Source organism: Mucilaginibacter lappiensis, from assembly GCF_900155965.1.
Lineage (GTDB): Bacteria > Bacteroidota > Bacteroidia > Sphingobacteriales > Sphingobacteriaceae > Mucilaginibacter > Mucilaginibacter lappiensis.
The window spans coordinates 516,198-538,238 of record NZ_FTMG01000002.1 but is presented as its reverse complement, the minus strand read 5'-3'; the positions used below and the strand labels follow the sequence as shown (position 1 = coordinate 538,238).

20 protein-coding genes and 1 riboswitch are annotated in these 22,041 nt (G+C 42.2%); of the genes, 3 read left to right on the top strand and 17 right to left on the bottom strand.

Annotated elements, in window-relative coordinates; translation table 11 throughout:
* Positions 1–132: 132 nt before the first annotated feature.
* Entirely contained in the window at positions 133–1,374 is a 1,242-nt protein-coding gene (locus BW976_RS06470; RefSeq protein WP_076371579.1) for an MFS transporter, read from the bottom strand.
* A 142-nt stretch (positions 1,375–1,516) separates the two neighbouring features.
* On the opposite strand from BW976_RS06470, the gene BW976_RS06465 reads away from it, so the two are divergent.
* Complete coding sequence (locus tag BW976_RS06465; RefSeq protein ID WP_076371577.1) at positions 1,517–2,395, top strand: LysR substrate-binding domain-containing protein; 879 nt, start codon at positions 1,517–1,519, stop codon at positions 2,393–2,395.
* A gap of 15 nt (positions 2,396–2,410) precedes the next feature.
* Here BW976_RS06465 and BW976_RS06460 read toward each other — a convergent pair whose 3' ends face one another.
* The 5 genes from BW976_RS06460 to tilS form a co-directional block, all read right to left on the bottom strand.
* Positions 2,411–3,361: a hypothetical protein gene (locus BW976_RS06460; protein ID WP_076371575.1), complete on the bottom strand. Its 951-nt coding sequence runs from the start codon at positions 3,359–3,361 to the stop codon at positions 2,411–2,413.
* A 90-nt stretch (positions 3,362–3,451) separates the two neighbouring features.
* Positions 3,452–4,366, bottom strand: coding sequence for a DUF6624 domain-containing protein (locus BW976_RS06455; protein WP_076371573.1), 915 nt, complete (start codon positions 4,364–4,366; stop codon positions 3,452–3,454).
* Positions 4,367–4,618: 252 nt separating this feature from the next.
* Complete coding sequence (locus BW976_RS06450; protein WP_076371571.1) at positions 4,619–5,140, bottom strand: GtrA family protein; 522 nt, start codon at positions 5,138–5,140, stop codon at positions 4,619–4,621.
* Positions 5,141–5,170: 30 nt separating this feature from the next.
* Positions 5,171–5,653, bottom strand: a complete 483-nt coding sequence (locus tag BW976_RS06445; RefSeq protein ID WP_076371569.1) for a hypothetical protein — start codon at positions 5,651–5,653, stop codon at positions 5,171–5,173.
* Complete coding sequence (gene tilS, locus BW976_RS06440) at positions 5,650–6,987, bottom strand: tRNA lysidine(34) synthetase TilS (RefSeq protein ID WP_076371567.1); 1,338 nt, start codon at positions 6,985–6,987, stop codon at positions 5,650–5,652. Before tilS ends, BW976_RS06445 begins: the two co-directional genes overlap by 4 nt.
* Positions 6,988–7,038: 51 nt before the next feature.
* Between tilS and BW976_RS06435 the strand changes: the two genes are divergently transcribed.
* Positions 7,039–9,966 (top strand): OstA-like protein, encoded by a 2,928-nt coding sequence (locus tag BW976_RS06435; protein WP_076371565.1) that lies wholly within the window; start codon positions 7,039–7,041, stop codon positions 9,964–9,966.
* Positions 9,967–10,085: 119 nt separating this feature from the next.
* On the opposite strand, the gene BW976_RS06430 is transcribed toward BW976_RS06435, so the two are convergent.
* The 3 genes from BW976_RS06430 to bshA form a co-directional block, all read right to left on the bottom strand.
* A complete protein-coding gene (locus BW976_RS06430) occupies positions 10,086–11,477 on the bottom strand; it encodes a voltage-gated chloride channel family protein (RefSeq protein WP_076371563.1) in 1,392 nt (463 codons plus the stop codon).
* A 254-nt stretch (positions 11,478–11,731) separates the two neighbouring features.
* A riboswitch (Fluoride riboswitch) is annotated at positions 11,732–11,796 on the bottom strand.
* A gap of 86 nt (positions 11,797–11,882) precedes the next feature.
* Positions 11,883–12,074: a hypothetical protein gene (locus BW976_RS06425; protein WP_076371561.1), complete on the bottom strand. Its 192-nt coding sequence runs from the start codon at positions 12,072–12,074 to the stop codon at positions 11,883–11,885.
* A gap of 199 nt (positions 12,075–12,273) precedes the next feature.
* Positions 12,274–13,446, bottom strand: a complete 1,173-nt coding sequence (gene bshA, locus BW976_RS06420) for an N-acetyl-alpha-D-glucosaminyl L-malate synthase BshA (RefSeq protein WP_076371559.1) — start codon at positions 13,444–13,446, stop codon at positions 12,274–12,276.
* 126 nt (positions 13,447–13,572) lie between these two features.
* Here bshA and BW976_RS06415 point away from each other — a divergent pair, with 126 nt between their 5' ends.
* Positions 13,573–13,995, top strand: a complete 423-nt coding sequence (locus BW976_RS06415; RefSeq protein WP_076371557.1) for a VOC family protein — start codon at positions 13,573–13,575, stop codon at positions 13,993–13,995.
* Positions 13,996–14,026: 31 nt separating this feature from the next.
* Here the strand turns inward: BW976_RS06415 and BW976_RS06410 are convergent, their stop codons facing one another.
* The 8 genes from BW976_RS06410 to BW976_RS06375 all read right to left on the bottom strand — a co-directional run bounded on the left by BW976_RS06410 (position 14,027) and on the right by BW976_RS06375 (position 22,012).
* Positions 14,027–14,569 (bottom strand): hypothetical protein, encoded by a 543-nt coding sequence (locus tag BW976_RS06410; RefSeq protein ID WP_076371555.1) that lies wholly within the window; start codon positions 14,567–14,569, stop codon positions 14,027–14,029.
* Between the two features lie 102 nt (positions 14,570–14,671).
* Positions 14,672–15,907 carry an MFS transporter gene (locus tag BW976_RS06405; RefSeq protein ID WP_076371553.1) on the bottom strand — a complete coding sequence of 412 codons (1,236 nt, stop codon included), beginning with the start codon at positions 15,905–15,907 and terminating at the stop codon, positions 14,672–14,674.
* Positions 15,908–16,125: 218 nt separating this feature from the next.
* Entirely contained in the window at positions 16,126–16,509 is a 384-nt protein-coding gene (locus BW976_RS06400) for a VOC family protein (RefSeq protein ID WP_076371905.1), read from the bottom strand.
* Between the two features lie 120 nt (positions 16,510–16,629).
* Positions 16,630–17,445, bottom strand: a complete 816-nt coding sequence (locus BW976_RS06395; protein ID WP_076371551.1) for a helix-turn-helix domain-containing protein — start codon at positions 17,443–17,445, stop codon at positions 16,630–16,632.
* Positions 17,446–17,579: 134 nt separating this feature from the next.
* Complete coding sequence (locus BW976_RS06390; RefSeq protein WP_076371549.1) at positions 17,580–18,095, bottom strand: OmpH/Skp family outer membrane protein; 516 nt, start codon at positions 18,093–18,095, stop codon at positions 17,580–17,582.
* Between the two features lie 165 nt (positions 18,096–18,260).
* A complete protein-coding gene (locus BW976_RS06385; protein ID WP_139332218.1) occupies positions 18,261–18,560 on the bottom strand; it encodes a hypothetical protein in 300 nt (99 codons plus the stop codon).
* Between the two features lie 10 nt (positions 18,561–18,570).
* Positions 18,571–20,394, bottom strand: coding sequence for a serine hydrolase domain-containing protein (locus BW976_RS06380; protein ID WP_076371545.1), 1,824 nt, complete (start codon positions 20,392–20,394; stop codon positions 18,571–18,573).
* Positions 20,381–22,012, bottom strand: a complete 1,632-nt coding sequence (locus tag BW976_RS06375; protein ID WP_076371543.1) for an amidohydrolase — start codon at positions 22,010–22,012, stop codon at positions 20,381–20,383. Before BW976_RS06375 ends, BW976_RS06380 begins: the two co-directional genes overlap by 14 nt.
* Positions 22,013–22,041: the final 29 nt, after the last annotated feature.

Sequence of the window (22,041 nt, the reverse complement as noted above, 5' to 3'; positions counted from 1 at the left end):
AGCAGACCTCATGCATGCCCACTAATACCATGCGGAGAAATATAAATAAAAGGACAACAGTATCCGTGTAACTCCCACTTTAAGCCCGATAGCAATATCGGGCTTTTTTTATGGAACCTCTCTAAAATATCGCTATCCGGCCAGTACCGCTTTGTTATCTACATTGGCTTCAAGCTTTTGTTGCCTTCTTTTATATAATACAAACAGGGCGGCCGCCAACACACCTATAATGCCTTCAATACAAACGGCACGCCTTGGGCCAAGTCCGCTGGCCAACCAGCCCACCAGTAAGCTGCCAATAGGTATCATGCCCTGGTATGCCATTACATAGTAACTGATGGCACGGGCTCGCATAACTGGTATGGCATGGGTTTGTATATAAGTGTTAATGGCCGATGTTTGCGCCATCATACCCACACCTGTAAGCACCATAAATATCAGGGCGAACGATAATTTACCGGCATAAGCTACCATCAAAACACTAAGTCCGAAAACCAGGCTGGCAATGATCATAATTTTGATGAGGTTTTTGTTGGTTTTTAAATTAGCCAGGTAAACCGCACTAATCACCGATCCTACACCCGCGGCGCTCTCAAACCAGCTGAATGTTTTGGCATCGCCATTAAATATATCTTTCGCAAAAATGGGCATCAGGGTATTAAACGGGATCACAAATAAGCTACTGATGCTCAGCATCACGATCAGGCTGCTCAGATCGCGGTCGCCGGATACATATTTAAAGCCCTCCTGCAATTCGGTCCAGATACTTTTTTCTGACCGGATGATGGCTTTGGTGTTCAGCTTCATCATAAACAAACAGCCTAGCACAGGTATGTAGCTCAAGAAGTTGCCAAAGAAACAAAAGTCTTCGCCAAAAGTACCCAGGATAATACCGGCCACTGCAGGGCCCGCAATACGAGCCAGGTTGCTCATGGTAGAGTTAAGGGCAATAGCGTTAGGCAGATCGTCTTTATTATCAACCATTTCCATCATTAAGGCCTGGCGGCAGGTAACATCAAAAGCATTGATGATACCCTGTATTAGGCTTAGTCCGATAATAGCAGGGATATTATAGAATTTGAATAAGATCATAAAAGCAAGCGCCCCGGCTTGTGCCATGGATATTACCTGTGTTATCACCAGAATGCGGTAACGATTATGCCTGTCAACAATACTACCTGCATATGGGGCTAGTATCAATGATGGGATCAAACTCACAAAGCCCACCACCCCAAGCAGCAGCGCCGACCCAGTAAGCCGGTAAACCAGCCAGCTAACGGCAGTTTTTTGCATCCAGGTACCAATGAGGGATATAGACTGACCGTAGAAAAACAGCTTGAAATTTCGGTATTTAAGAGAGCGGAAAACATTCATCGGGGTAACAGATAACAAAAGCGTTTCAGGGGAGATCTTAATGCAAGACTATTGAAATTCTTTATGGTACAAATATCGGCAATGATGATATATTTGTAAAATAGATTGTTTTAATGATATTGATTAGCAAAACCGATTGATTATGGAATTCAGACAATTGCACTACTTTGTTAAAGCGGCCGAAACCATGAATTTTACCGAGGCGGCTGCCGCGGTTTTTATTACCCAAAGTACCTTATCGCAGCAAATTAAACAGCTGGAGGAGGAGCTGGGCATGCTGCTGTTTGACCGTATTGGCAAACATGTGCGCATTACCGAGGCGGGCCATGTATTTTTAACGCACGCCCGTAAAATATTATTGGCCGTACAAAAAAGTAAACAAGCCATCTCCGAATTGAACAATGCTGCTACCGGCGAATTAAATGTAGGCGTATCCTATGCTTTCACCTCCTCGTTATTCCCGGTACTTGCTCCATTTTCAACCAAATACCCGGGTATTAAAATTTTTATAGCTTCCGATAATCATGAGGAACTGGAAAAAAAGCTTCGTTTGGCTGAACTGGATTTGATTGTAGCCTATCACAATGAATCAGACGATGAAGATCTGGAAATGCAACCCCTGTTCAGCTCCAGTATTGTGATGGTGGTTGCCAAAAACAATCCATTGGCACAACTCAAAAGTGTAAACCTGAAGCAACTGTCCGAATTGGAATTGATACTACCCGGCAAGGGTTTCAGCTCACGGATGTTTATTAACGAGTTGTTTTACAAAAACAAGATGAGCCTCAATATCAAGATCGAACTTAATGATGTACACTCGCTGCTATTATTAGTGCAGGAGGGCGAGTGGGCAACCATTTTAAATGAAAAAACCTTAATAGGATGGGATAAGCTGGTTGCCATTCCGATAGCCGGGCAGGAGGTAAAAAAACAATCCTATATTCTTTGGCAAAAGGGCGTTTACCGCAAAAAAGCCGCGATATTGTTTACCGAACAACTCATGGCTACCATGAATAACTAATAACTACGGTTCCTTTTATTTTGCCCCGGTACGCCCTTCCACGTGTACGGATATGGTACTTGCATGAGCAAAACCAAGGGTGCTACCCGGTACAACCTTAAAATAATATTGCAAATAACTACTCATGATACCCTGCGAAAGGCGAACATAGGTATCCTTAAAATCTTCGCTCATCGAAAAATCTATCAACGGTTTTACATAATGCATCTGGCCTTTATCATCAACACAAACCTCAAACGAGTAATAGAAATCCTTATAAGCCTTATTGATGATGATATCAAAGTTGGGATCCAGGTAATCGTCAGAAGAATCAAAGTTATTGGTAATATCAGGCTTGGTAACTTTCTGCTTTACGCTTACCAGCGCACTTTTACTGATGAGCTGCACCGGTTGCCGTGCCGAAAAGGCTTTGGTAATATTGCTGTTGGCTTTAGCTGCCAATCCTTTTACAAATAACGTATCCTTGCGGCTGGGGCGCCTTAATATAGAGGTATCGGTATGCAAAACGTTTTTCACGTAATTATCGGCGTAAAACAACATATATACTTTAGAGCCATTGATATCTATCGAATCGCCTTTGGCCTGCAGTATCTCCATCACGATACTGTCTTTGCTCATTTTTTTAATCTTGAGCCATGACCGTGCCGCGTTAAAAACAGAATCGTACCCGCGGGTAAGCGGGAAATTGATGAACGTATTTTTTGTGGGACTAAAAATGCTCACCGAATCGTCTGACACAAATTTCATTTTCCATTGCGGTTCCAATTGGTAACCATATTCGTTAAATGACAAGCCGTTTTTTTGCCGCCTGGCTACTTCGCTATAATTAATGCCATTAAAAGCTCTGAATGATATCAGGTGCTTTTCTTTGGCTCTGCCCGGGTCTTTGCATCCGTAGCTTGTAATAATGGTAATAAGCAGCAACGCAGCGCCTAAGTATTTGATGTGATTGTTGGTTAAAAGCATATCGCCTTAAAGATATATAATTCTGTAAAGCTGGTATAACAATTTTTAGCGGCACCGCGTTAGGGTAAAACTAATCCCAGATAGGCTGTACTATCTCGTATAGTCATCGGGCAGGATCATTTGTTTGCTTCTGCTCTTATATAGTGGGGGTAAAAAAATGGAAGCTCTTCGTTCATCCACCTGCGCTACGTTGGCTATTTCCCTGACTATCCTGGCGTTCGTGGTCTGCTCAAATTCCCAATACGTACCATAAACCTGGGTTTTAAATGTGAGATAATTATACTTGTCGATTAGGATGGCAAAATACATTGGCGGAAAATTACCGGCTAAAACCTGCTCCTTCATCAATGGTTCCAGAAAGGCAAAGTTCTGTGCACCATGATGAGCATCGGTAGTGGCATGCGTAATTAATCCAAACAAACCGCTAGCCGCATCAGGACCTATCTGCCTGAATCCCGGAAAGCCAATTTGTTTAATGATATCACGTAACTCATCCATATTGGCAGAATCAGTTTCAATTATAGTATTATTCAATACTTTAATATCAACCCTTCCAATTAAATCTCTTACCAATTGATCTCGCTCAAGCATTTGCAGTATCTCGGTCCTTTGATCCGGGTAAGAAATCTGGCGATTATATATTATTCTTTGTTTAGCATAATCCTTATCATAGCTTATTTGGGCCAGGTAAGCTTTTACCAAGGTATCCGCGTTCAACTGATCTATAGTAATGCCATACTGCACCGCTTTATCTATATAAGTTCTTGCGTTTTTTTCATCATGAATTTTTAAATATTGATGGGCAACATCTCTGAAATTAAACCCAGGACTTGGTAACTGGCTGGCAGATTTAAGGTAATTGCTGATCGCGCTTTTAATATTGCCTGCTTTGGCAAGCGAGTCGGCATTATCGGTTAGCTCATAAGCCTGCTTTACCGTTAACGTTTGTGCAATGGTTGATGCAGCAAATAAAGAGCATAACAATACTAAAAAAGAAAATTTCATAGCTATGTGATCAAAATAAAAGGTTATCTGACCTCTAAACTAATCCTTTACTTTGCGAAACGCTACAGGATTAACGTTTTTTAACATTTTTAACGACTCACAATACACTGTTTTATAAGCTGTTAAAACGCTTAAAGCAAACAAATAACTAACACTTTTTGGGCATAAAAAGCGAGGCTTTATAAATTTAGATAAGGAAAGTCGTGACCCTGCCATATAAATAAACCGTACAAAAAGGAGTAACAGTTTATTTCACTGACCTTCTTCGACAGATACTACAGGCTTCTTTTTACGGAAGAAGAAATGAGTTTGGCTATAGTAGCTAAAGAAAACGATAAATACAGTAGCGATGATCTTGGCCGGGGTTGGATAAAGGCCCATCACATCAACCAGTAATTTCAAAAATGCCAGGTTTAGCAGGATACAGATGGCGTTAACTATCATAAACCGGGATAACTGTCCCCTTTTACTCAGACCCGACTCTTTAAAAACCACATACCTGTTTAAATAAAATCCGGTACAGAACGAAACACTGAACGAAAGCATTTGGGAAGCAATATGCGGGCTCAGCGTATAAAAACCAAGATCGATGTTATGCTTTTTAAAAATAAAGTTATAGCTGAAGCTGAATAGCAGAATGTCGAAAACTGTATTACTGCCACCACAGGCCGCGTAACGGAAGGTGTGCAGCGGCATCCATTTTTTAAATGGTTTGTAAAACAGGTCGATAAAATTCAGTATCCCGTGCCGTATAAAATTGTGAACTTTGCGCATACCCGTTCTTTTAAAATACAGAGCTGTCCATTACTTAGCCATCTCTTCTTTAATCGCTCTTAAAAATTCATTGGCATGCTGCGATCCGATAATATAAAGCAAACCATCCCTGTCGGTAAGGTGTATGGCATCATTGCCAGCAGCATAAAAGCGAACGGTTCCTTTGGTGTGCAGGTTATATACGGGATTATTGAACAAGTAGCGGCTGTATACCCCTTTCTCTACTTTAACAATACCGTTCAGATCAATCTTAACCAGGCGGGTTGTCCACAAACCGTTAAGCCTGATACTTTTATTTTCAACCCGGGTACTAAAGTGCAGTAAAAACCCCATGATGATGGATATGATGATAATAGCAAAACCAACCACCACCAGCAGGTCGCCGTTGCGTTCACGTTCATCAGTAAAAAAATAGGCCGCGAAACAAAACATGGCCAAAACCAGGCGTATAGTTATCGGGATAAACTCCCGGCCGAGGTATTGTTTTTCTACAAAAATTGCTTTATCACTCATTTTAATTTATACAGTTCGAAGATAGTAACTTTTTTAGTGTTATTGCTCACTTTATACCTTTCGTCGGGCCGGTAACCACCAACCCACATCACTTCGCCATTACCATTTACCAGCACCGGCACTTCCTCCTTTTGATTCAACGATATTTTCTGATTGATAAAAAAATCGCTCAGTTTCTTTCGCCCTTTCATGCCTAAGGGGTAAAAATGATCGCCCTCTTGCCATACCCGCAGCGTTAGCGGAAATTTCAACAATTCCGCATCCACAGATACCGCCCGCGGATTATCCTTTATAATCAACGGACTATCATCATGCAATACCGTCATTTTATAGTGGCCGTAATGCACCTCATGCGTTTTTTCGGCAATCAAAACAGCTTCGTGCCCACCATTTTTCCTTTTCTCCAGGAGTAGCCGGTCGCGATCCAATATCAGCGAATATCCTGCCGACTCAAATACCCTCCCGGAATGCTTATCCAGTGCCGATATCAGGTCATCAACGGCGGTTTCGTTAAAACCGTATGGCTGCAGTAATTTAAACAGCAATAAACGCATGGGGTTTAATTGCCGTACCTCATCCAGCAATAAATAATTACCATCTTGTCCATGTTTAATTATTGTTCCTGACAACGCTGCTATTTGATTCTCCAGTAATATCTCCAGGTCTCGGAAATGTTTCAGGTTATTTTCGAAGGTTTTCTCCAGGGCCGGGTTTAGTTCTTTTAACTGGGGTATTACCTCCAGCCTGATCTTATTACGGGCATATTTGGCCGAAGCATTGGAGCTATCTTCCACATATTCCAACTTGTTTTTGGCGATAATAGCGGTTATTTCATCCCGGTTCAAAAACATCAGCGGGCGTACCAGATTGCCGTTTTGCGGTAATATGCCATGCAAACCGGCTATACCTGTACCACGGGTAAGGTTTAACAATATTGTTTCAATTGTGTCGTTTTGGTGGTGTGCAAGCGCAATAACCTGGTAATCTGATTGCTGGCTTACAGCGCCGAACCATTGATAACGCAGTTCGCGCGCGGCCATCTGGATAGATATTTTATTTTCGGCCGCATAATTCCGGGTATCAAAATTAACGGTATGGAAAGGTACACGAAACTGATTGGCCAGATCATTACAAAAGGACTGGTCGCGCAGGGCTTCATCGTCACGCAACTGAAAGTTACAATGAGCAATGCCAAAAGTATAACCGGCCTGCTTTAATAAGTGGCCCATTAAAACAGAATCCATGCCGCCGCTCACCGCAGCTAAAATTTTGCTGTCGGGCGTAAACAAAATATTTTGTTCAATAAAATTAATAAACTGTTTAACTGGTAGCATTCATCAAAATTATTAATTTAATAACCCCAACAAAAAACTAATTTTGCCAACGTGAGTAAATATGTTTTAAGCTTTTTGTTATTGATACTGGCGGGCAGTGTTATGGCCCAAAAAAAGAAATCAATTGTAAACCTGATACAGTCAGAAAGCAGCTCTGTTGTTACAATTAACGGACGCCAGGTGATTAAGGTTTATAAAGGGGTTTTTAAGCAGGATTTTTCCACCCTGCGTTCAGACAGCGCCTATTTTTATCCCAACGAAAATGCTTTCGACGCTTTTCGCAATGTTAATATCAACCAGGGCGATACGCTGAATATTTTTTCTGATAAGCTCAACTACAACGGCAACACCAAACTGGCTATACTCACCGACAATGTAAAAATGGTTGACCGTGATGCTACTTTAACTACCAATTATCTTACCTATAATACCGCCACCCGTATAGGCACCTACACCAGCGGTGGTAAACTTGTGAACAAGGATAATGTATTGACCAGCAAAAACGGGTATTATTTTGCCAAATCGCGTGATTCCTACTTCCGATATGATGTGGTGCTCACCACCATTGATGCCATTATTAAAACCGATACCCTGCGCTATAATACCGGCACCCGTATATCTTATTTCTACGGTCCTACCAACATTTACGGGAAAAAAGATAAAGACACCTTGTACACCGAAAACGGCTTGTACAACACCGTTACCGAGCAGGCTTTTTTTGGTAAAAAGAACCTCTATAAACAGGGCACCAAATCATTAAAAGGAGATAGTTTATTTTACGATAGGCTCAAGGGCTATGGTCGCGCGGTTAAGAACATCACTTTTAACGATAATGAACAAAAAATAACACTCAAGGGTGATCTGGGCACTTATTTTAAAGCCGACGAGCGTACCGTGGTTACAGAAAATGCCTATATGGTGCTGATCACTGAGCAAAAAGATAGCACTCAAACCGATTCGGCAGCGGCTAAAGCACCCCCTGTATTAGCTAAAAACGCCAAAGATGCTATAAAGAATAAGCTAAAGGATGGCCCTAACACCAAGGATATTACCAACATGACCAAGTTGGCTAAAGATCTGAAACCTGGAACCATGGTGAGTAAAACAGATTCGACCCGGATAGATTCTGCCGCGAAGGCTCTGATCAAACAAAACAAAAATATAAAACCGGGTGATGCGATTGGGCAGCTCACGGAGCTTTCAAAAATAGCCGATAATATCAAAGCCAAAGGCACCATCGGGAAGGCGGATTCTGTTAAAATAGATTCCATGGCGAAAAAGCTCGGCGTGCAAACCAAAAATATAAAACCCGGCGATGCAGATAAAAAGCTCACCAATATGGCCAAGCTGGCTGCCGATATCAAACCTAAGAAAGGGGCTAAGCCGATAGCAGCGCCTGTGGATACCAATAAACAAGGTGAAAAAGTAAAGCGCGACTCCATATTCATGACAGCCGATACGCTGGAAACCCAGATCATGACCTTCAAAAACCTGAAGATATACCAGGAAAAGCAAAGATTGCTTCACTTCAGGGATACCTCCGAAGCGGGCCTGAAACGGGCGGTTTTAAACCAAAAACTGAAGGGGATGCCTACGGCTTACCTGCGTGTGCCCAAAGATACTACTTACCTGCACCGCGACTTTTTTGGAAAACCCAAGGTAGATTCGACCCAAATCAAAAAAGATTTGTTAAATGTCAAAAGGAAGGCCAGGCAGGACAGCGTACGGGCTGTAAACATGAAAAAAGACCCGGTGTTTGCCACCCGGGAGTTTGACGTAAAGGATACTGCCCGCATCAGGATATTGATAGCTCATCATCATGCTAAAATATTTAAATCGGACCTGCAGGGTAAGGCCGACTCTATTTTTTACAGCAATGCAGATTCTACCATACGTTGCTATGTTAAACCCATGTTCTGGACACAGGGCTCACAACTTTCGGGCGATACTGTGTACCTGCAAATGCGGAACAAAAAGCTGGATAATATAGAGCTGTTTCCGAATGCCTTTGTGGTGAATATTGAGAAAGACGATTCGCTGCACTTTAACCAATCCTCGGGCCGAAAGATGCGGGGTTTCTTTAAAAATGACAAACTTCATCAGCTATACATTGCCGTTAACGCCGAAAGCATTTATTTTAAGCGTGATAGCGGCAAAATAGCAGGTATGCAACGATCATTAAGCAGTCGTATCCATGTTGTTTTTAAAAATGGCGAAACCAAGGAAGTTACTTTTGTAACCAAGCCCGAAAACCGCTATATCCCCATTGCTAAGGTTACCGAGGAAGATAAACTATTGAAAGGTTTTATCTGGAAACCGAAGGACCGGCCAGCCTCCAAAGAGGCGATCATTCCAACGCGTCATAAAAAAACACCTACGTCCAAATCGCCTCCTCCGAAGGTTAAGGTAGATAGCTTAACCCAGGCTAAAATAGATAATTTGAAAGGGCGAATATTGAAGCTCAGCAAGGATTCGACCAAAACCGACTCCGTGAAAAAGCTACAGCTTAACCTTCAACGCCTTACAGATTCCATAAGTAAGGCAGCGGCAATCGTAAAATCTCCGCCACCAAAAACCAAAGCCGATAGTTTAAATCAGGCTAAAGTTGATAATTTGAAAGGAAAAATATTGAAGCTTAGCAAGGATCCAGCTAAAGCCGACTCCGTGAAGAAGCTACAGATGGTTCTGAAAACCCTTACCGATTCAATAAGCAAGGCAGAGGCAAAGCCGGCAGCCGCGGCCACCATTAAAGGCAAGCAACCGGTAATAAACGCGGGTAAGGATACATCAAATAATAAAGCAGGTGCAGGAAATCTGCCGGCTATAAAAGTTGGTAAAGACACCACAGGTAAAGTGAATATTACCCCTGAAGTAATAAAGGCGGTTAAGGATACGACAAGTAAGTCCGGAGGGGTGCCAACGCCGTTAAAAGCGGTTAAAGATACAACGATTGTTCTGCCTAAAAAACCGGGGAGTTAGTTGAAGTTTATAAATAATTTGTCATCCTGAGGCACGAAGGATCTATTCGGCGACCTTACTTAGCGAATAATGGATTCTTCACTACGTTCAGAATGACAATATTTGATATTTATATTTTTTCACTTCTCCTTTTTACCCCCAAACCCATATTTATGCAATTTCTTTTGCACATAACTTTGCCGGCGGTTACCAGCCTCTGAAAGGGTAGCTGCATCTGAAAAACGGGAATCTGCTACTTTGGGTACGCCAATACGTTGCGCGCTGTAAATACCCGAGTGCCCACTGAAAAAGTAGGCCGTAAAGCAAGCCACCGCGAAAAACAAAACATATTGACCGCCAAAAAGCTCCACACCCATGATAGTGCAAGCCAGCGGAGTGTTTGTTGCCCCGGCAAAAACAGCAATGAAACCCAGCGCAGCAAATAAACCCACCGGCGCATCCATCAATACCGATAGCGTATTACCCAATGTGGCGCCAATATAAAACAAGGGAGTTACCTCACCGCCTTTAAAACCGGTGGCCAACGTGGTGGTGGTGTAAATGGTTTTCCAAAGCCAGCTCCAGGTATCCGCTCCACCCGCGTGGAAAGCTGATGGAATAGTAACAGCACCGGCATATTCGGGATCGACACCCAAGCTGAGGTAATCCGGTTTACCGATAAGTGCTGTAAGACCAATAATAATCAGCCCGCCTATTACAGGTATCAGCCAGGGAACAGATATCCGTTTAACAAAAAAACCTTTGATGCCATGCACCATCCAGGCAAACAGGTAACTGGCCAGCCCGAATGCAGCCGAGGCGATCATGATCTTAAAAAGCAAAACAAAATCGAACGACAAGTATGGCGAAAACCAATGCGGCGTCGTTGTAAAAATATCAATATGGTAGGCGGTATGATGAACACCCCATGCAGCAACCGTAACATCGCCAATGATACTGGCAATAAGACAGGGGAGCAGGGCATTGTATTGAATGCGGCCTATGGTTAATACCTCCATAGCAAATATAGCCCCGGTGAGTGGTGTACCAAAAACAGCCCCGAACCCTGCGGCAATACCGGCGATGAGCACAATACGGGTATCAGCAGGATTCAGTTTGAACCAGCTGCCAAACATTTGTGCCATGCTGCCCCCAATTTGAACTGCGGTACCTTCGCGTCCGGCCGAGCCACCAAACATGTGTGTAATAATGGTAGTGATGAGCACAATAGGGGCCATACGCTTGGGTACACCGCCGCCGGGTGTATGAATTTCGTCGATGATGAGATTATTCCCTTTTTCGGCCGATCCGCCTATCAGCTTATAAATAAAATAGATTAACACCCCGGCAACAGGCAGCAGATACAGCAGAAAAGGATGAGCGAACCTGAAATGGATGGCCCAATTGAGCAGCCATAAAAACAAGGCTACCATACTGCCAATAACAATAGCGATGGGTATGATGATGAGCGTCCAGCGGATGAGGTGTTTCAGGATCGAAAAATGTTCTGACGTAAAAAGCTTATCGTTCATGAGCGACTAATTTAGGTTAAATAATAGAGGATTTGTCATGCTGAACGCAGTGAAGCATCTATTAGCCGATAGGCATAATCGAACAATAGATCCTTCGTTCCTCAGGATGACAAGAGAAATAATATAGCATACGGGATACCAGAAAGATAATAGAGATTTCACCCGTGCTTTCTGCCAGGTAACTTTTAAAAGCGATATATTGAGTTTTTTTTCCACCTACAAAAAATCAGCACAGGGTAAACCCTGTTGGTTAATTCATTGTAGGCGCCATCAGCTTTTCAGGGCGGTTAAGTAGGAAGACACCATTTCCTTTGATACGAATATAGCTTCTTTTTTTATAAAGCCATAACTATACGGGGTAAGTTTAAAAACAAACCCGTTGCATAGCATTAAAAACCGACCACTTTAAGAGGCCAGTTCAACTTCTTTAATAGATATGAATAATGTACGGCCCTGATATTCTACCCACATGTCGGCGAAGCCATTACCATCATAACCCAGGAATTTCATGAAGGGGCTACTGATGTTTAAATTCTTCCATCTTTTACCAATATACTTAAGTAATTGACCACGTTTTAGGGTTGTGTGCTTTGCCATAAGTTTAATTTTTAAAAGTGAACAGTAGACTAAGTTAGTTAACATCAACGAAAATATTTAACCTTCGGAAAATATTTTTTCAATTGTATCAGGTATGTTACAGCCCTCACGGATGGTCAAATAACAGGTTTCAATATAAGAAAAAAAACACACCAATAACTAATTAACTTTATATGAGTTAATTATATCCTGTTTACATTCAGGCAACCTTGGCTTTACCTGTGCACAGCTCTTTGCACTTGTCTTTACACTTATCAATCACCTGCAGATAGTAGTTTTCATACAAGGGTAAAATGGTAGCCAGGTCAAATTCCTTGGCACGCGCCAGGGCGTTTTCTTTAAATTGATTCAACCGGTCCTCGTCTTCCAGTATATATATAGCGCTTTCGCCCATACCTTTCACGTCACCAACGTCTTTCAGGAAACCGGTTACGCCATCCACATTTAATTCGGGCAAGCCACCAGCGTTGGTACTGATTACAGGCACTTTACAAGCCATGGCCTCCAAAGCTGCCAAACCAAAACTTTCTGATTGTGATGGCATCAGGAACAGATCGGCTACCGAAAGTATTTCTTCAATGGCATCCTGCTTACCTAAAAAGCGTACGTTATCAGCCACACCCAGATCGCGGCATAACTGCTCACAGCCAGAGCGCTCCGGCCCGTCGCCAACCATTAGTAATTTTGAAGGAATCTTTTTAACAACTTCGGCAAAAATCCTCACTACATCCTCGGTACGTTTTACCTTACGGAAGTTGGAGGTATGCACCAATACTTTTTCGCCTGATGGTGCGATAGCCTTCTTAAAATGGTCTTTTGCTTTAAGGCTGAAGCGATTCAGATCAATAAAATTAGGGATCACCTTAATATCGGTATCTATCTCAAAAAACTCATAAGTATCGTGCCTGAGGTTTTCTGATACCGCTGTCACCCCGTCAGACTGATTGATAGAGAACGTAACCACCGGTTTAAAGGTGCGATCTTTACCTACCAGGGTAATATCGGTACCGTGCAGAGTGGTAACTACGGGTATATAAATACCATAGGTTAATAATATCTGTTTAGCCATAAACGCAGCCGAAGCATGCGGAATAGCATAATGAACGTGCAATACATCCAGCTTCTCGTGCCTAACCACATCAACCAAGCGACTGGCCAGGGCCAGCTCATAAGGCGGAAAGTCAAAAAGCGGATAGTTGGATACCGATACCTCATGATAAAACAGGTTTTCGGAAAAAAGATCCAAGCGGGCCGGCTGGTTATAGGTAACAAAATGAACCTGGTGACCGCGGTCGGCAAGGGCCTTACCGAGTTCTGTGGCTACAACGCCGCTTCCACCAAAGGTTGGGTAACATACAATTCCGATTTTCATTAAGTTGGTTAATTATGGCTGCAAGTTTAACAGCAATTTACGGCAAATGTGTTAACACTGTGTAAAATGATATAACTTAGTCAAGTTACTCATTTTTTTAATTTTACAGCATAAATATTAGCTTCTATGAAAAACGCTATCCATTTAAAGATCAACAGCATACAACACATAGGAGTCCCCGTAACCAACCTGGATGCGTCACAGCAATTTTACAAGCGATTGGGTTTTAACAACGTGATGCAGGCCCCTTTTACCGATCATGGCGAACAGGGCACCTGTGTAATGATGCAGCGCGAAAATATACTCATGGAGCTTTATCAATTACCCGAAGCAGGCTTAGCAGAGATCAGGAGCCGTAGCAATGGGCATATTGACCATGTGGCTTTTGATGTAAGTGATATAGACGAAACGTATGAGATCATTAAAGAGGCTGGTTTTAATATCATAGAAGAAGCCCCGGTTTTCCTGCAATTCTGGAAAAACGGTTGTAAATACTTTAACATTACCGGGCCCGATGGTGAGCGGCTGGAATTTAACCAGGTGCTTTAAAACAACTCCTGAATAGGAAAGACTTGGCAAACTATCTGATGTATATTACGCCCGGTTTATCAGTATTTAGTCTTTTGCCTGGCATTAATGCTTTCCGGCCTCCGGGGTCAAGCGTCCATACATTGATCACAACATCTGTTAAATGTCCTGATACGTCTTGGTTCTTTATGACATTGATCTCCCTGATGGACTCTGTAGCTATGAGCCAATTTTCATCCTCTAATAAAAAGCCATCAACCGCGAATTGGGCGTCATTTATAATACCTAACCAGGCTTTAATCTCTTTAACAGATTTTGTCTTGACATTTTCCATTTTCTTGAGTGTTACGAAAATCACTCCATATTTATCCAGATTTTTTACGCGGGCAGGCATGGTGGCATGATCTTTTAAAACTCTTATGGAATCAATTTCATTAGGGCTAATACCATCTAGGTTTCCAATGATATTATCGTTAATTACAATCAAGGGTGTACCTTCTCTTGCTACTGTCAGATGGTGATAAACAGTATCGCTTTGTGCCATCACAAGTGCCCCTCTAAAACACAACAATAGAATAACAATCACTTTTTCCATGCCTAATAGTTTAAATCCTATTACAGTAAATGCTTTACACTAGCTATAAGATGTAGTTACTGGCTGAATTCCATAAATATTTATTCTTTTTGTTGGGCTTGTCTATACCAGTTTTTCCAAAGGCATCTTTTCTTTTTGATTAATCCTGAAAATAAAAAACATGATCAGTGCGGAGAGCAAAATGAATATCAGATAGCTATAACTCAGGTTACGTTCATCTTTGGCTGGTACCAGGTTAACGATGCCGTAGCTTAAAAAAGAAACAATGACATAAGTGATGCCACCGGTAAGCCCACCTGCGATACCTGCGTTCTTAGGAAATTTGCTTAAGCAAAAAGTAAAATAGTTATTGAAAGTATAGCCGGCGCAAACGTGAATGATGAAGGCAAAAAATATCATGGAATATAAATTGCTAACAAATTGGACGCTGATGATCATCACCAGTACAAAAAGGCCCTGCATCACCACATTAACAACCATCCTTTTAAAGAATGGGCGATTGATAGTGGCCTTACCGATAAAGCCACCTACCATCCAGGCAAAACCCAATACCAGCGAACTATAACCTGCAATAACGGGAGTTAGATGTAAATGATGCTCAATAATAAACGGGCCGGTCATGTTATAGGTCATCACCATACAGTAGGCCAAGCCCAACATCACTATACCCAGCGTAAAACTGTATGTCTTGATCATGTTAACATATACCTTCACGATTTTTTGAAAATGAAATTCTGAAAAATGTACCAGAGTTTCACCGCTGAAAATAAGCTCCAGGATGGCAAATACCGCCGCAAAACCAGCTAAAAAGTAAAAGTTGGATTCCCAGCCAAAAGCGGTTTGCAAGTACCCGCCTATAAACGGAGCCACAATAGGTCCAGTTGACCAAATAATGGAGAATAAACTGAGGTAATGCTTTAGTTTTTCGCCGCTGAACAGATCCACAAAATAGGCCCGTTTGGCTACTATGATGGCCCCAACGGTAACTCCGTGTATTACCCGCATCAAATAAATAAGGTAAATATTATGGGTAATAGCTATAACTACACTGGCTACTGCAAAAATAACTAACGAGGCCAGACTAACCTTATAGCGGCCAAAGCTATCCAGTATACTGCCTATAAATAGTTGCGATACGCCATAGCTAATTAAAAAGATGCTCAGTGTTAATTGTACCTGCACATTACTCACACTCATTTCGCCGGCCATGGTGGGTAACGATGGAATATAGATATCGGTAGCGAAACCCGATAAAGGGATCAGCGCAAAGGCCAGCAATGTTGCTATTGACTGGTGATGCTCCTTAATTGCGGGGCTTTTTGATGTTAATGTGCTCATAGATGTTGCAAAATTAACATTCTTATCAGCGGCACATCCGATAAACCTGCGGCAGGCCAATTATCCAACACAAGAAAACACATCAAAACCAATTAACTATGAATAAGTTAAGACACAAGTCGCCAACAATTATCACATCATAAAATTACATGGCCCAAACAATCCGCTCCTCTTCTTTAATAACAAAGCGGCGTTTTGTTTGGGGGGGTGGAGATGTTTCAAAGCGGATTAGTTACCCACCAGGTATTGCCAAAAGGATCTTTTATTCCGGCGCTGCGGCCATAAGGCTGATCAGTGGGTTCCGTAACGCTTTCGGCACCGTTTTCCAGCGCTTTTTTATACGTTTCGTTGCAGTTATCTACATAAATAAATAAACCGGCATTTTGCGGAAGATAGGTTTCGGTACTATCACAAAACATAATAGTGCTACCCTCAATGCTAAGCTCGGCATGCATAATGTGTTTTTCATCACGCATTTGTTTATACTGCTCCTTTGCGCCAAATACATTTTGCATAAAAAGGATAAAGCTGGCAGCATCCTTTACAATAAGATAGGGCATAATGCGCTGATATGCTTCAGGGATGTTTTTTTCTGTTTCCATGTCGATTTCTTTTTTATTCAAAATTAACTGGCCAGGTTTCAGCAAAATTGTAAAAACAAGACATTCTTTGATTTCGGATTGCGGATGTTCGATTTCGGATTTTATTGATTTTATTATTATCTATTGTAAATCTGCATTCCGGTATTCCGTTCCTTCTGCTTTACCTGAAAAGTAAAAGCCAGGGTGATAACCCGTAAAAGTTTTTACATCATGTATAAAATGCGATTGGTCATAATAGCCACATTCCAGCGCTATTTGTGTTAATGATTTATTGCTGCCGTATTGTTTTATAGCATCCTGAAAGCGGATCAATCGTAAATAGCTTTTAGGGCTAAAACCGGCATACTCTTTAAAACGCCTGTCGAACTGCCGTGCTGAAAGATTGAAAGCATCGGCCAGTTGCGCTACTGTTTTATGCTGATTGGTATGGATCACCTGCCTGATGGAGGTAATGATCCGGTCGTCTGTAAATGTATTATACCGCAGGCGCATCAGCAGAAAATCAGTCAGGATCACAGCCCGTTTTTGATTGTTGGGCGCTAGCATTATCCTTTCTTCCAGTTCGCGGCCCGCGCTCCCTAAAAAAGTATCATAATCGAGCGTCAGGTTAGTAGTTTCGCTGCTGGGAATATTAAAAAACCGGGGAACGGCAAAAGGATAAATGTAAGCCCCAAAAATGCCGAAGCTTTGCCGCGTTATAAAACGCCGGTAATGGTTGGTTTGAAACTGAATACCCGAAGGCCCTCCGTTTTCCTGTCCCCGGCCATTAATTTCATCAAAGGTAGATTGATAATGAAACACCATTTCGGTACAGCCATCAGCTATAGAACGATAAACATACTCCGACCCGCTGGCAGACAGCTCATGCTCCAGCACCCAAAAAAACCTTACATAGGGTTTTAAAATATCCGGCGGCTGAATGGTGTAATATTTCATTGCTGATCACATCTTCACATAAAATTATGATTTATTATTATTTTTTATATTAATGATCAAGTACTTACATAGAGCAAATCCGAAAAACGCGTCATTGCGAGGTACGAAACAATGACGCGTTAGGAAGTAATATCTTATTTAATCCCCAACTTAGTTTTAACAGATGCTGTAAGATCGGTACCATCGTTGGACACCAACAGTGCCGATCCTTGCGAAGAATCAAACACATAAGTGACGCCTTTTGCCTTGGCTACATCATTAACCGCAGCACGGGCTTTATCGGTTACCGGTTTTATCAGTTCATTTGACTTAGCATCAACCTGTTGCTGTGCATTGGCCTGATAATCCTGCATCTTTTTTTGCAGGTCCTGTAATTCTGTTTGTTTTGTTGCCTTTACAGCATCGGTCATGGTTTTGCTTTGATCCTGAAAAGCCTTCCCTTTGGTTTGCAATTCATTATTCATAGCAGTTAGCTGAGTAACAAATTGCTTTTGATAAGCATCTATCTGGGGTTTAATAGTTTTTGCTTCGGGCATCTGGCTAACGATGGATTGAAAATCAACATAACCGATCTTGGATTGTGCATTTGAAAATTTACCAACAAACAGTAAGCTTAAAGCGAGCAGGGTAACTTTGAATAGTTTTCTCATGTTTAGTAATTTATTTATTAGAGAAAACTGAAACGTATTAATTAGAAAATTGTTTTACTTTAAGTTAAAAATAAGGTCAATGTAAATAGAAGATCATAAAAAGAGACGCGAATACGCGTCTCTACGATTTTATTTTTGTAGAGATGCATAACTGCGTCTATTCTTTTATCTTAGATAAGAAGCAGGGAGTTTTTCTAAATCAAACCGTTGTTGATGGCTTTTAGTAGATGATATTCCAAATAGATTTTGTTTCAATCTTAAACCATGTTTTTCCAGTTTATCCATGAGGATTTTATCTGCATTGACCTTAGTGGCATCTTTAAAGGCTGAGTAATCCGTATCGAATATATTAAAGTAGTAAACCGGAAAATCACCCTTATAGATCAACCACTCTCCGTAGGCAAAATCACTTAATTTGTATCTGTGTTTGATACCTGCAAGTGTATAAACGCGTTTTACTTCCAAAATCATTTCATCACATCCCTTTCGTTATCGCATCATAAACCACATCCTGTATCCTCGGCCTGATGTTGAGGCTGCCCAGTTTATTACTTACATTGGGGTACACCCGGTTACTCAGGAACACATATACGAGGTTATATTTCGGGTCGACCCAAATACAGGTGCCTGTAAAGCCGGTATGCCCGAAGGTTTGCGGCGACGCCAGTTTGGATGGGTAATGCCTGTCGGCGATAGGATCCCAGCGATCAAACCCCAACCCTCTGCGGCTCACCGCCGACTGCTTGGAGGTGAACAAATCAACTACTTCCGGTTTAAAATATTGGTTACCACCATAAGTACCACGGTTCAACAGCATCTGGTACAATATGGCTACGTCATTAGCGCTGGCAAAAAGTCCGGCGTGGCCGGCTACACCACCCATCAGGGCGGCCGTAGGATCGTGTACATAGCCATCCAGCAAACTTTGACGGTATTCCTGGTCGTTCTCGGTAGGCGGTATCTGGTTTTGGTTAAAACGATACAGGGGTAAAAAGCCTGCAGTTTGCATACCCAGCGGTTTGTAAAAAGCTTGCTGTACATACACATTCTCGGGTATGGCGGTGATACTTTCTACCACTTCCATCATCAGCACCAGGCCTACATCACTGTATACGTATTGGCCCCGGGTTTTAAGGGGAGAATTTAGTATATCCGGAAACATCACATCCTTATAATAATCCTTCCGCAAAAAATAATGATCAGATACCCGTATTGGATAGGCTGCGGATGAATCGGTACTATGGTCTGCCGGTTTCACTTTTTCAAACCCTTTGATGTCGGGTATCAAGCCGGCCTGATGCATCAGTAGTTCTCGTATCTGTATATCGTTTTTATTGCTGCTCCGGGTTTGGGGTAAGTAATCGCCAACAGTAGCTTCCAGGTTCAATTTACCTTCATCGGTCAATTTCATGGCCTCTACAGTGGTAGCAGTTACTTTGGTCATGGATGCCAGGTCAAAAATATCCGTTATCTGATCGGGGATAGCCTTGTCATACGTATGATAACCATAGGCCTTGTTAAATATCACCTTACCATCCTTAGCCACCAATACCACACAGCCCGGGGTAGCATGCTCTGCAATGGCTTCACGGGCAATGTCATCAATACCGGTTAAGTTACTGGCGTTAATACCTGCATCTTCCGGAACAGTATATTGCAGCCTGATCTTATCGGTAATAAACCCCATACCCGCAGCAAATTGCGGCGAATAAGTACGGGTGAGTTTTTGCGTTACCGGCAGACCTCCAAAAATGGCTTGCGCACTATACAATGCAGCAACGGGTGTCAGTCGCTCGCTCCATAAAACAGGTGCGGTAACATTATTTAATTTAGTTAAAACGGTACCGCCACCAAAAGCCGCCACAATCACATTCTTGAGTTTTTGAGTGCTATTGATAAAATCAACAATCTGGGGATTGTTCAAATCGGTATCAGTTACCTGCAGAATAATCGTGTTATACCATTTCAGATCGGCCGACAAATTAGTGAGGTTTTTTGCCCCACTATAAATACGGCCATCAAATGCCTGTACCTTGCTGTATTTATTGAGCAAACTATCAAATACAGAAGCATATGAGCTGGAGAAATGGACGCTGGCAATTTTTAACTGATCGAGATTTTGCAGCGGCAGCAGGTATTTGATATTGTTAAATAAAACAGTAGAGTGCTCAACCAGCCGCTCTTCATTAACATATGCCTGGCCAGCTGGTATAGCCGGTGGTATTTGTGCACATGCGGTATTCAAAAAGGTAAATCCAAACAACACTAAAGGGATACAGCCCCATTTATTTTTTATCATATACTTTAACTCCGTTTATATAGGTACTGGTCACTTTAACTTTTGGTAATTCGGCACCTTTTATTTTCATGATATCCTGGTCCAGTATCACAAAATCGGCGTATTTGCCGGGTTCCAGGCTGCCTTTTTCTTTCTCTTCAAAATTGGCTTTTGCGGCCCAGATGGTTATCCCCCTTAAGGCCTCGGTACGGGTCAGGGCATTCTCCGGTTGAAAACCTCCTTCGGGAAAGCCTTTGAGATCCTTACGTTCCACCGCTGCATAAAACGTGTACATCGGGTTTATATTTTCTACCGGAAAATCTGTCCCCAGCGGTAGCCAGCCATTTTGTTTTAACAGTTGCTTATACACATAGGCTGACTTTAAACGCCCCTCGCCCAATCTTTTACCAGCCCAGTACATATCTGATGTAGCATGGGTGGGTTGCACCGAAGGAATGATACTGTTTTCACCAAACAGTTTAATATCCTGGGGCGACAGTACCTGCGCATGTTCAATACGCCAGCGACGGTCGTTCTTACCGTTCAATACCGAAGCATATATTTTCAGCATTACGCGATTGGCCGAGTCGCCGATGGCATGGGTAGCCATCTGAAAACCTTTATCATAGATTTTTTTTGCTACTTCTTCAAAGTGTTTCTGGCTGCTTAATAAAAAGCCCTTCCAGTTTTTTTGATCATTGTATGGCTGTAGCAAACAAGCTCCTTTGGAACCCAATGCTCCATCGGCAAAAACCTTAAAGGCCCGCACATTCAGACCCGGGGTTTTATAAGCGCCATGCTTAAACAGGTATTCGTAATTCTCTTCCCTGTCAGCCAGCATTACGTACATGCGCATCTTTAATGAGCCCTTGTGCTGAAGCTCGGCAATAGTACTTACCATGGTATAGGGCAAACCGCAATCATCCACAGTAGTTAAGCCCACAGCAAAACAGTTTTTTTGTGCTGCCAGCAAAGCATCTTCCACTACCTGGGCTGATGGCTCGGGAATTTTACGGGTTACTATTCCCACGGCATTATCAATTAAAATACCGGTAAGTTTTCCGTTAATGGTTTCTATTTCGCCGCCGTTGATGGTTTGCCCGGGTTTTACACCCGCAATATTGAGGGCCGCCTGGTTAGCTATGGCTGCATGTCCGTCAACCCGACTTAATATTACCGGTCGTACCGGGAACAGGGAATCAAGTTTAGCCTTATTCGGAAATTGTTTCAGTGCCCAATGATTCTGATCCCAACCCTGACCAATTATCCAGCCATCGGTATTGCGAACTGAATAGGTCTGTACCGAATCGACAGCTTCATTCCAACTGTGGGTACCAACCAGGTTAACTTCCTGTAAGCCTAATCCATAATCATAAAAATGAGCATGGGCGTCAATAAAACCGGGATATATGGCCGCGCCTTTGGCGTCAACCACTTCGTTGGCCAGATATTTTTGTTCCAGTGTATCGGCATCTCCTACGGCTAATATTTTTCCTCCTTTTACTACAATGGTATTGGCTGTGGTAAAGGAACTATCAACCGTATAAATCACGGCGTTTTTAACCAAAAGGTCGGCATTATACTCTTTTTGCTTGCAGGCTACCGCAAAAAGGAGCAGTGCTGGCCATAATTTTTTCATAAAGTAAATCGTATGGTACTGGTAATGTA

Bases quoted from the DNA above. Each gene is read 5' to 3' on its own strand.
- BW976_RS06470 (WP_076371579.1), bottom strand. From the start codon at position 1,374: ATGAATGTTTTCCGCTCTCTTAAATACCGAAATTTCAAGCTGTTTTTC.
- BW976_RS06465 (WP_076371577.1), top strand. From the start codon at position 1,517: ATGGAATTCAGACAATTGCACTACTTTGTTAAAGCGGCCGAAACCATG.
- BW976_RS06460 (WP_076371575.1), bottom strand. From the start codon at position 3,361: ATGCTTTTAACCAACAATCACATCAAATACTTAGGCGCTGCGTTGCTG.
- BW976_RS06455 (WP_076371573.1), bottom strand. From the start codon at position 4,366: ATGAAATTTTCTTTTTTAGTATTGTTATGCTCTTTATTTGCTGCATCA.
- BW976_RS06450 (WP_076371571.1), bottom strand. From the start codon at position 5,140: ATGCGCAAAGTTCACAATTTTATACGGCACGGGATACTGAATTTTATC.
- BW976_RS06445 (WP_076371569.1), bottom strand. From the start codon at position 5,653: ATGAGTGATAAAGCAATTTTTGTAGAAAAACAATACCTCGGCCGGGAG.
- tilS (WP_076371567.1), bottom strand. From the start codon at position 6,987: ATGCTACCAGTTAAACAGTTTATTAATTTTATTGAACAAAATATTTTG.
- BW976_RS06430 (WP_076371563.1), bottom strand. From the start codon at position 11,477: ATGAACGATAAGCTTTTTACGTCAGAACATTTTTCGATCCTGAAACAC.
- BW976_RS06425 (WP_076371561.1), bottom strand. From the start codon at position 12,074: ATGGCAAAGCACACAACCCTAAAACGTGGTCAATTACTTAAGTATATT.
- bshA (WP_076371559.1), bottom strand. From the start codon at position 13,446: ATGAAAATCGGAATTGTATGTTACCCAACCTTTGGTGGAAGCGGCGTT.
- BW976_RS06415 (WP_076371557.1), top strand. From the start codon at position 13,573: ATGAAAAACGCTATCCATTTAAAGATCAACAGCATACAACACATAGGA.
- BW976_RS06410 (WP_076371555.1), bottom strand. From the start codon at position 14,569: ATGGAAAAAGTGATTGTTATTCTATTGTTGTGTTTTAGAGGGGCACTT.
- BW976_RS06405 (WP_076371553.1), bottom strand. From the start codon at position 15,907: ATGAGCACATTAACATCAAAAAGCCCCGCAATTAAGGAGCATCACCAG.
- BW976_RS06400 (WP_076371905.1), bottom strand. From the start codon at position 16,509: ATGGAAACAGAAAAAAACATCCCTGAAGCATATCAGCGCATTATGCCC.
- BW976_RS06395 (WP_076371551.1), bottom strand. From the start codon at position 17,445: ATGAAATATTACACCATTCAGCCGCCGGATATTTTAAAACCCTATGTA.
- BW976_RS06390 (WP_076371549.1), bottom strand. From the start codon at position 18,095: ATGAGAAAACTATTCAAAGTTACCCTGCTCGCTTTAAGCTTACTGTTT.
- BW976_RS06380 (WP_076371545.1), bottom strand. From the start codon at position 20,394: ATGATAAAAAATAAATGGGGCTGTATCCCTTTAGTGTTGTTTGGATTT.
- BW976_RS06375 (WP_076371543.1), bottom strand. From the start codon at position 22,012: ATGAAAAAATTATGGCCAGCACTGCTCCTTTTTGCGGTAGCCTGCAAG.